The organism is Paraburkholderia sp. BR10141, assembly GCF_056155635.1.
The window spans coordinates 286,853-296,529 of record NZ_JBMIQH010000007.1 but is presented as its reverse complement, the minus strand read 5'-3'; the positions used below and the strand labels follow the sequence as shown (position 1 = coordinate 296,529).

The following is a 9,677-nucleotide window of genomic DNA, read 5'->3' as shown; positions in this document are numbered from 1 at the left end:
AGTACTTGGATAGAGTACTTGGCTACGAACCAAGGGGTCGTGGGTTCGAATCCTGCCAGCCGCGCCACTTATTCGAAACGTTTCTCGTCTGTTCGATCCGGGAAGGGTTTCAAGCAGTATACTGTAGTAAGTAGTATCGTTTTAGCGTGCGGCTGTAGCTCAGTTGGATAGAGTACTTGGCTACGAACCAAGGGGTCGTGGGTTCGAATCCTGCCAGCCGCGCCACCAAATAAAGGGCCTTTCCGAATGGAAAGGCCCTTTGTCTTTTCAGCTGCTGAATTGGCTGCGCAGGGTTCGCGCGAGAAGCGGAGCCTAACGCGGTGGCGCGCCGATATCGCCGATCTGGGCGTCGGGACGCGGCAGGTCCTCCACGTCGCCAATCGCACTGGGCTCCGCCACCGGCTCCATGCCCATCCCTAGCAATGCCTGGGGCTGACGCAGCATCTCCCCTACCGTCTCACCGAAGCGGCTCGCGACAAACGCCCGCAGCAGCGCCTCGCGCGTGGTTTCTCCGTAGGCTTGCACTGCACGCGAGTCACCCTCGAACTCGGCCACACAAGAAGCCGGCTCGCCTTCGCGCAGTTCCACGCGCCTCGCGCGGTCGAGCACCACGCCGGCCGCCTCCCACGAATCGGTGGGCATGAAGCGGCCATCCCACGGGCGCCCGCGGTCGTTGCCGCGCACGGCGACGGTCTCGCCGCTGTCGGTGAAATAGATTTCACGCACGAAGTCCGGCAGGCTGCGTGCCACCCAGTAATCGAGTGCGAGGCCGGTCAGTTCAGCTACGTTCATTGCGAGTCCCTCGTTTCGGTTCGAAGGAAGATGGCGCACGCGCCCCGATCAATAATCCGCACGCTCGCGCTCGATGCGCATGCCGCCGTCGTGGCGATGGTGCCCGTCGTCGCTCGAGCGCTCGCGCGCGATGCGCATCACGTCCGGATTCGTGCGCACGCGGCGCATGACGTTCGCGAGGTGCACGCGATCGCTCACCTGGATCACGAAACGCAACATGTTCGATTCCTGTGCCAGATCGTCGTCCATCGCGATGTGCACGATATTGGCGTCTGCCGACGTAATGTCGGCCGCCACGCGCGCGAACACGCCCTTGGTGTTCTTCACCAGCACCTTCACGGCGACGTCGAACAGACGCCCCGGCTGCGGCGCCCACGCCACGTCGATCCAGCGGCCCGGGTCGCGCCGGTGGATACGCTGTGCCACGCGGCAGTCGGTCGTATGGATCGCCATGCCGAGGCCGATGCCTATGTAGCCCATGATGTCGTCGCCGGGAATCGGGCGGCAGCAAGCCGAAAGCTGCACCGACATGCCCTCGGTGCCCGTAATGACGACAGGCGGCGCCGGCGGCGCATTCGGGTCGCGCGGCGGATGGTGATGCTCGGCGTCGTCGGCGTCCTGGCCGCTCATCAGCACTTCGATGCGCTTGGCCATAACCGCCGCCACGCGCCGGCCAAGACCGATGTCGGCGAAAATTTCCTGGCGGTTCTTGTTGCCGGTCCACAGGACCAGCTTCTCCCACACTTCCGGCGTGACCTCCGAAAGCTGGTAGCCATAGCCCTTGAGCGCCTGATCGACGAGCCGCTCGCCCAGCTGCACCGACTCCGTGAGACGCATCGTCTTCAGGTAGTGCCGGATCGCCGAACGCGCCTTGCCGGTCCGCACGAAGCCGAGCCACGCCGGATTCGGCTTGGAGTACGGCGCCGTGATCACCTCGACGATGTCGCCGCTCTTCAGTTCCGTACGCAGCGGCAGCAACTCGTTATTGATCTTCACGGCCACGCACTGGTTGCCGAGGTCGCTGTGGATCGAATAAGCGAAGTCGAGCGCTGTGGCGCCGCGCGGCAGCGCCATGATCCTGGACTTCGGCGTGAAGACATAGACGGCGTCCGGGAACAGGTCGATCTTGACGTGTTCGAGGAATTCGCTCGAGTCGCCCACCTCGCTCTGGATGTCGAGCAGCGACTTGAGCCACTGGTGCGCGCGCTTTTGCACGTCGTTGAGATCGGCGCCGCCGTTCTTGTAGAGCCAGTGCGCCGCCACGCCGGCTTCGGCGATCTCGTGCATCTTGCGCGTACGCACCTGGAACTCGATCGGCGCGCCGAACGGGCCCACGAGCGTGGTGTGCAGGGACTGATAGCCGTTCACCTTGGGAATGGCGATGTAGTCCTTGAACTTGCCCGGAACCGGTTTGTAGAGCGCATGGAGCGCGCCGATGCAGGTGTAGCACTCGAGCGCCGATTCGACCACGACGCGAAAACCGTACACGTCGAGCACCTGCGAGAACGACAACTGCTTGTCGCGCATCTTCTTGTAAATGCTGAAGATGGTCTTCTCGCGGCCGGTGACTTCGGCGTCGAGCTTAGCGTCGGCAATTGCGCGCTGCACCGCTTCCAGAATCTTGCTGACCACTTCGCGGCGATTGCCGCGCGCGGCTTTCACCGCCTTTTCGAGCGTGGCGTAACGATTCGGATTGAAGTTCGCGAAGCTCAGGTCCTGCAGCTCGCGATAGGTGTTGTTCAGACCGAGACGGTGCGCGATGGGCGCGTAGATGTCGATGGTCTCGCGCGCCACGCGGCGGCGCTTTTCTGGCGGCACCGCACCGAGGGTGCGCATGTTGTGCAGCCGGTCGGCGAGCTTCACCAGAATCACGCGCACGTCGCGCGCCATCGCGAGGAGCATCTTGCGGAAGTTCTCCGCCTGCGCTTCCTCGCGGTTGCGAAACTCCATCTTGTCGAGTTTCGACAGGCCATCGACCAGTTCCGCGACCTTCGCGCCGAAGCGCTCGGCGAGTTCCGCCTTGGTCACGCCCTGGTCTTCCATCACGTCGTGCAGGAGCGCGGCCATGATGGACTGCGCGTCGAGCTTCCAGCCGGCGCAGATTTCCGCGACGGCGACGGGATGGGTGATATAGGGTTCGCCGCTCTGGCGATATTGCCCGAGGTGGGCCTCATCGCTGAAGTGGAACGCCGCCTTGACCTCCTTGATTTCCTCGGGAGTGAGGTAACCGGAGAGCGCGGCGGTCAGATTGGCGATGGAGACGACCCCGTGCTTGCGGGGCTGCTCCGGCGTCGCGGTCGGACCGAACAGATGTCGAAACGACTGTTCGAGGACCGCGTCGATGTAATTGCGCGCAGGGCTCGCAGTCTCGGCTTCCTGGTCCACGTCGGTGGCCGGCGAGGGCGTGATGCTCATGTTCCCCTCCGTATCAGGTTTGGCGTTGACGGTTAAGCGGCTGCGGCGGTACGAACTACATGGCGATCGACAATGCCTCGGAACGCGCCCTTAGACGGGCACCTTCTTCAGCATTTCGAGGCCGACCTGGCCAGCCGCGATCTCGCGCAGCGCGACAACGGTTGGCTTGTCGCGGCTTTCGATCTTGGGCGTGTGACCTTGTGCGAGCTGGCGGGCGCGATACGTCGCGGCGAGCGCCAGTTCGAAGCGGTTCGGAATCTGTTTCAGACAATCTTCGACGGTGATGCGGGCCATGTCGGGTTCCTTCTCATTCTCAGCAGGTTCTTATTCTACCTTATGTGCCCGACGCGCCGGGCTGCGGGTGGTGGATACCGAGCTGCACGAAGAGCTCGGTATGCCGCGCGTATTGCGAAGCGAAGCGCAGGCGCGTAGCACTCACGATATTGCGCAGCTCCTGCAACGCGCGATCGAAGTTCTCGTTGATCACGACATACTCCGATTCGCTCGCGTGCGCGATCTCGCTGCCCGCTGCGAGCAGGCGCCGCGTGATGACGTTCGGCTCGTCTTCGCCGCGCTTTTTCAGGCGGTCGGCGAGCGCTTCGAGCGAGGGCGGCAGGATGAAGATTTCCACCGCATTGCGGAACTGCTTCTTCACTTGCTGCGCGCCTTGCCAGTCGATTTCGAGCAGGACGTCATGGCCGATTTTCATCTGGTCTTCGATCCACACGCGCGACGTGGCGTAGTAGTTGCCATGCACTTCTGCGCTCTCGAGAAACTCGCCCGCGGCGTGGCGCGTGAGGAAGTCGTCGACGGTCGTGAAGTGATAGTGCTCGCCGTCGCGCTCCTTCGAACGCGGCGCGCGCGTCGTGTACGAAACCGACAGGCGGATCGCGCTGTCTTCAGCGAGCAGCGCGTTCACGAGCGTCGACTTGCCCGCACCCGACGGCGCCACCACCATGAAGAGGTTGCCGGGGTACATGCCCGCATACGGATTGCGCTTCTTGTCGTGCTTCGCGTCCGTTTTGGGGGCGCTGCTTTGGTCGGTCATGTTCGTTGCTTCCTTCATTCGAGATTCTGGACCTGCTCGCGCATCTGCTCGATGAGCAGCTTGAGCGTCATCGAAGCGTCCGCGAGCTCCTTCGCCGCCGCCTTCGAGCCGAGCGTGTTCGCTTCGCGGTTGAGCTCCTGCATCATGAAGTCGAGACGCTTGCCGACGCGGCCGCCCTTCTCGATCACGTGACGCGTTTCGTTCAGGTGCGCCGTGAGGCGCGAGAGCTCTTCGGCGATGTCGATGCGAATGCCATACATCGTCACTTCCTGGCGAATGCGCTCGGCGATTTCCTCGCGCGAGATGTTGCCGATGCTGCCGCCGTTGCCGTTGCTGTCCGGCGCGGCGATGCCGAGCGCTTCCTGCAGGCGCTCGACGATCTTCTGCTGGTGCTTCGCGATCAGCTCCGGCACGAGCGGCGTGATGCGCGCGACGATCGCCTCCATTTCGGTCACGTTCGCGAGCAGCATGTTGGCGAGCTGCGCGCCTTCGCGCGCGCGCACTTCGATCAGGTCGGCGATGGCCTGCTTGCCACAGCCGAGCACGGCGTCGCGCAGCACCTCGGGCGCCACGCCGCTTTCCGCCAGCACGCCGGGCCAACGCAGGATCTCGCCCGTGCGCAGACGACCCGACTCGGGAAACGCTTCGAGCACCGCACGCTCGAGCCCGGCGAGCTGGTCGAGCGCATCGCGGTTGAGCGCGCCCGCATTGGCGCCCTGCTCGCTCTTCTGGATGTTGATGCGGATGTCGACCTTGCCGCGCGAGAGCTTCGTCATCAGCATTTCGCGCAGCGTGGGCTCGCACACGCGCACGTCTTCGGGCATGCGGAAATTCAGATCGAGAAAGCGCGAATTCACCGTGCGCAATTCGACGGAGACACTCGCGCCGCCCGTGCCCGAAGCCGCAGCAAGCTCGCGCGTGGCGCTGGCATAGCCGGTCATGCTGTAAATCATGGTTCGTCTCGCGAAGAAAGCCGTGGCGTCGTGCGCTGGGCGCGCGGGTCACGGCGAGGAAATCGAGGCGCCCGGCGTGTTGTCGCGAATGGACGAAAAGCGCGGGGCGGAGAAATCGCATTATCCCATTTTTGAGGGCGCGCCTTCGCAAGCGCGGGCTGCGCGGTCCGCCTGGCCGGGGCGACCCCGTTTTCGCGCTCCCGCCGCCTTCCGGGCGTGCCCGTCGCGAGGCGCGCGGAGGCGGTAAAATCACGCTTTCCCCTTCCCTCTCGTGCCCTCGCGCACCTTCACGATGACCCAATCCATCCAGCGCCCCTCCGGCCGCGCCGCCGACCAGCTTCGCGAAGTCCGCATCACCCGCAACTACACGAAGTACGCCGAAGGATCGGTCCTCGTCGAGTTCGGCGACACCAAGGTGCTGTGCACCGCGAGCGTGTCCGAAAGCGTGCCGCCGTTCCTGCGCGACAAGGGCCAGGGCTGGCTCACCGCCGAATACGGCATGCTGCCGCGCGCCACGCACACGCGCAGCGACCGCGAAGCCGCGCGCGGCAAGCAAACGGGCCGCACACAGGAAATCCAGCGCCTGATCGGCCGCGCGATGCGCGCCGTGTTCGACCTCGAAGCGCTGGGTGCGCGCACCATCAACATCGATTGCGACGTGCTGCAGGCCGATGGCGGCACGCGCACGGCGAGCATCACGGGCGCGTTCGTGGCGGCCCACGACGCCGTCTCGAAGCTGCTGGCCACGGGCCGCATCGAACGCTCGCCGATCTCCGACTACGTCGCCGCGATTTCGGTGGGCGTATACGACGGCGTGGCCGTGCTCGACCTCGACTACGACGAAGACTCGCAGTGTGACACCGACATGAACATCGTCATGACGGGCTCGGGCGGCATGGTCGAAGTCCAGGGCACAGCGGAAGGTGCGCCGTTCTCGCGAGAAGAACTGAATGCACTGCTCGATCTGGCGCAAAGCGGCATCCGCTCGCTGATCGAGAAGCAAAAGGCGGCGCTGGAGATTTCGCATGGCTGATCTGCAGCCGGATTCAGCGGCTAAAACCGCGGCGGACGCGCTCTCGCGCGTCGTGCTCGCTTCGAACAACGCAGGCAAGCTGCGCGAGTTCGCGGCGCTGCTCGGCGCGGCCGGCATCGAGCTCGTGCCGCAAGGCACACTCAACGTGCCCGAGGCCGAGGAACCGCACCCCACCTTCGTGGAAAACGCGCTCGCCAAGGCACGCCACGCGGCGAAGCTCACGGGGCTGCCCGCGCTCGCCGACGACTCGGGCCTGTGCGTGCGCGCACTGCACGGCGCGCCGGGCGTGTATTCGGCGCGTTACGCGCAGCTTGCGGGGGGCGAGAAGAGCGACGCGGCGAACAACGCGCTGCTCGTCGCGAACCTGAGAGATCACGCGGATCGCCGCGGTTACTACTATTGCGTGCTCGCGCTCGTGCGCCATGCCGACGACCCCGAGCCGCTCATCGCCGAAGGCCGCTGGCAAGGCGTAATGCTCGATGTACCGCGCGGCGACAACGGCTTCGGCTACGACCCTTACTTCTACATTCCGGAACTCGAGGCCACGGCCGCCGAGCTCGATCCGGCGCTCAAGAACGCGTCGAGCCATCGCGCCATCGCGCTGCGCCAACTGCTCGCGCGCCTCCAGGAGGAAGCGTGAGCCAGCAGCATCGAATCGGCATCGAAGTGGTCCAGTCGTTCACGATGCCTGGCAGCATTCGCCTCACGTCGCTGCCACCGCTCGCGCTCTACGTGCATTTTCCGTGGTGCGTGCGCAAGTGCCCGTATTGCGATTTCAACTCGCATGAATGGAAGGGCGAACGCTTCCCCGAAGACGATTACCTCGACGCGCTGCGCGCCGATCTCGAACAGGCGCTGCCGCTCGTTTGGGGGCGCCAGGTGCATACGGTGTTCATCGGCGGGGGCACGCCCAGCCTGCTTTCCGCGGCGGGTCTCGATCGACTGCTTTCGGACGTGCGCGCCCTGCTGCCGCTCGACGCCGACGCCGAGATCACGCTCGAAGCGAATCCAGGCACCTTCGAAGCCGCGAAGTTCGCGCAGTTTCGCGCGAGCGGCGTGAACCGGCTTTCGGTGGGCATCCAGAGCTTCAACGAGGCGCATCTGAAGGCGCTCGGACGCATTCACGACGCGGCGCAGGCGCGCCATGCGGTCGAGGTCGCGGCGAATACTTTCGACAACTTCAACCTCGACCTGATGTTCGCTCTGCCGCAGCAGACGCTCGCGGAATGCCAGGCCGACATCGATACGGCGCTCTCGTTCAAGCCGCCGCATCTGTCGCTGTATCACCTGACGCTCGAGCCGAACACGCTGTTCGCCAAGTTTCCGCCCGCCCTGCCCGACGACGACCAGTCCGCCGACATGCAGGACTGGATTCACGAGCGCACGTCGGGCGCGGGATACGGACGCTATGAGGTTTCGGCTTACGCACAGCCGGATCGCCAATGCCGGCATAACCTTAACTACTGGCGCTTCGGCGACTATCTCGGGATCGGCGCCGGCGCGCATACGAAGCTCTCGTTTCCGAACCGTATCGTGCGCCAGGCGCGCTACAAGCATCCGGCGACCTTTATCGAGCAGGCGCGCGCGGGCACGCCGGTCCAGGAAGAGCACGAAGTGAGCGCGCGCGATTTGCCGTTCGAGTTCATGCTCAACGCGCTGCGGCTCGTGGAAGGGTTTCCGGTACATCGTTTCATCGAGCGCACGGGCCTACCGATCACGACGATCGAACCGGCGCTGCAGGAAGCCGAGCGGCGCGGCCTCATCACGCGCGATTACGAGAAGATCGCGCCGACCGAGTTGGGGCAGCGCTTCCTCAACGACTTGCAGGCGCTGTTCCTGAAAGACCCGCACTGAGGTCGACGCCGGTCGCCTGTGCGACTGCCGCCGCGTGTGCGTTTCGGGTTACAATGCGCGGCTTCGGAGGTGTGGCAGAGTGGTTGAATGCACCGGTCTTGAAAACCGGCGAAGGGGTAACCCTTCCGTGAGTTCGAATCTCACCGCCTCCGCCAATTCGTGAAACCTGGCGCGACTGAACGCCAGCGTGTCGTCAAGATGCCGGCCCTCAGGCCGAAACGCCATCGATCAACGAGATGCCTGCCCTGCGCTACGCGAAAATGCGTGGTCAGCATTGCACCCTCAGTAATCAGGACTGCGAGTTATTTTGCGCTGATCATCTCGCGCCGAGCGTATGACACGGCAATCAACAATTAAAGGGTCAAACCCAAAAATCGCCCCAGAAAATCGCGCTCAATTCACTAGGTGAAAACCCTAACCATGAGGTAAAATGCTACCCATTGATGGGAAAGATCGCCATGCCGCACCAATACCAACTGCTCGAGAAATTCGCGTTTTCGCTCGTCGTCCTGTTCGCCGTGACGTGCTCGAGCTACATCGCGTGGGAAAGCTCGCCCAATCTGCGTGACAACTTCCAGGTCGGCAAGGAGCTGTTCCTGAAGAGCGGCGAATACTCGTACGCCTGCGCAACCACCGCGGCCGATCCCTGCGCGCAGTTCCCGGTCGAATAAGCACCTCGAATACCCTCGCCGTTTCGCCCGTCCCGTGACTACGCGGGACAGTTCTGATTGCTTCCCGCTGCGTATCGTCTAAGCTCGATTCAGGTTCCGCTTCCGAGCTTGTTCGACATGCTCATCCGCGTCCAGTGGTCTTGCGGTTCGTCCGCACACAGCGCCTCCCTCGCACGGCGCCTCGGTCTGGTTTTGCTGCTCGCGATGCTCGGGTGCCTCGGCGCCTGCACGATCACGCCGCCGCCCAGGCCGCTTCTCGTCATTCCCCCCGCGGCGATCAATAGCGCCACACTCGACGACTACCGCACCACGGTGGCGAAACACATCGTCGAGCACAACCCGTCCTACGTTCTGCACGGCGCGCCCCAGGCCATGCTGCGCTCGCTCGTGGTCGTGTCGTTCACGGTCAATCGCAATGGCCAGATCGTGAAGTCGTCGGTTTACCGGACCAACGGCGACGACGAAGCCGAAGCCACTGCCCTCGCAACGTTGCGCCGCGCCGCGCCTCTGCCGCCGCCGCCGGGCGGCCTGCTCAATTCCGCGGGCCAGCTCGAGATGTTCGAGGACTGGCTCTTCAACGACAACGGCAAGTTCCAGTTGCGCACGCTCGCCTCGCCGCAGGCGCAGAACTACCAGTGACCAACGCGCTTCGCGCGATACCTGACGCGCGCGAGCCTGCTTACGCCCGCCTTGCTGCACGGCGCGCACGGTCGTTATAATTTTTCGCTATCCCCAGCCGGCGCCCGCCGGCCATACCTCTTGCCATGCGCCATCCGCGCGGCCGCGTGAGGCTTCGACCGCGCTTTCGCCTTCTTGCGCCTATCGGCGCGCGCTTTGGCCGGTCGGGAATCAACGCGCACGGCCCGCGCTGTGCGTTGCATACTGGCGAAGCGTCGCCGCCTGACGGACGC

Annotated in this window: 10 protein-coding genes and 2 tRNA genes; 7 read left to right on the top strand and 5 right to left on the bottom strand. The window is 64.4% G+C overall.

The genetic code is table 11. From position 1 onward, the window contains the following. Positions 1-148 precede the first annotated feature (148 nt). Positions 149-225 (top strand) — tRNA-Arg (locus ACOJB8_RS13210). A gap of 87 nt (positions 226-312) precedes the next feature. On the opposite strand, the gene ACOJB8_RS13205 is transcribed toward ACOJB8_RS13210, so the two are convergent. The 5 genes from ACOJB8_RS13205 to ACOJB8_RS13185 form a co-directional block, all read right to left on the bottom strand. Then, entirely contained in the window at positions 313-792 is a 480-nt protein-coding gene (locus ACOJB8_RS13205; RefSeq protein WP_342948548.1) for a phage protein NinX family protein, read from the bottom strand. A 48-nt stretch (positions 793-840) separates the two neighbouring features. After that, entirely contained in the window at positions 841-3,207 is a 2,367-nt protein-coding gene (locus ACOJB8_RS13200) for a RelA/SpoT family protein (RefSeq protein WP_342948547.1), read from the bottom strand. A 90-nt stretch (positions 3,208-3,297) separates the two neighbouring features. Further along, the gene (gene rpoZ / locus ACOJB8_RS13195) at positions 3,298-3,501 is read right to left on the bottom strand and encodes a DNA-directed RNA polymerase subunit omega (protein ID WP_006400783.1); all 204 of its coding nucleotides are present in this window, start codon (positions 3,499-3,501) and stop codon (positions 3,298-3,300) included. Positions 3,502-3,541: 40 nt separating this feature from the next. Further along, a complete protein-coding gene (gmk, locus tag ACOJB8_RS13190) occupies positions 3,542-4,255 on the bottom strand; it encodes a guanylate kinase (protein WP_069262947.1) in 714 nt (237 codons plus the stop codon). Positions 4,256-4,269: 14 nt separating this feature from the next. Then, positions 4,270-5,208: a YicC family protein gene (locus tag ACOJB8_RS13185; protein ID WP_069262677.1), complete on the bottom strand. Its 939-nt coding sequence runs from the start codon at positions 5,206-5,208 to the stop codon at positions 4,270-4,272. Between the two features lie 292 nt (positions 5,209-5,500). Here ACOJB8_RS13185 and rph point away from each other — a divergent pair, with 292 nt between their 5' ends. The 6 genes from rph to ACOJB8_RS13155 all read left to right on the top strand — a co-directional run bounded on the left by rph (position 5,501) and on the right by ACOJB8_RS13155 (position 9,405). Continuing rightward, a complete protein-coding gene (rph, locus tag ACOJB8_RS13180) occupies positions 5,501-6,241 on the top strand; it encodes a ribonuclease PH (RefSeq protein ID WP_342948546.1) in 741 nt (246 codons plus the stop codon). Beyond that, a complete protein-coding gene (rdgB, locus tag ACOJB8_RS13175) occupies positions 6,234-6,881 on the top strand; it encodes an RdgB/HAM1 family non-canonical purine NTP pyrophosphatase (protein WP_475012818.1) in 648 nt (215 codons plus the stop codon). The genes rph and rdgB overlap by 8 nt, the downstream gene beginning before the upstream one ends. A gap of 44 nt (positions 6,882-6,925) precedes the next feature. Beyond that, on the top strand, positions 6,926-8,095 hold the full coding sequence (hemW, locus tag ACOJB8_RS13170; RefSeq protein WP_141710614.1) for a radical SAM family heme chaperone HemW: 1,170 nt from the start codon (positions 6,926-6,928) through the stop codon (positions 8,093-8,095). A 65-nt stretch (positions 8,096-8,160) separates the two neighbouring features. Then, positions 8,161-8,250 (top strand) — tRNA-Ser (locus tag ACOJB8_RS13165). Between the two features lie 303 nt (positions 8,251-8,553). Continuing rightward, positions 8,554-8,766, top strand: coding sequence for a hypothetical protein (locus ACOJB8_RS13160; protein WP_475012816.1), 213 nt, complete (start codon positions 8,554-8,556; stop codon positions 8,764-8,766). Between the two features lie 204 nt (positions 8,767-8,970). Next, on the top strand, positions 8,971-9,405 hold the full coding sequence (locus ACOJB8_RS13155; RefSeq protein ID WP_256094568.1) for a TonB family protein: 435 nt from the start codon (positions 8,971-8,973) through the stop codon (positions 9,403-9,405). The last annotated feature ends 272 nt before the right edge of the window (positions 9,406-9,677 follow it).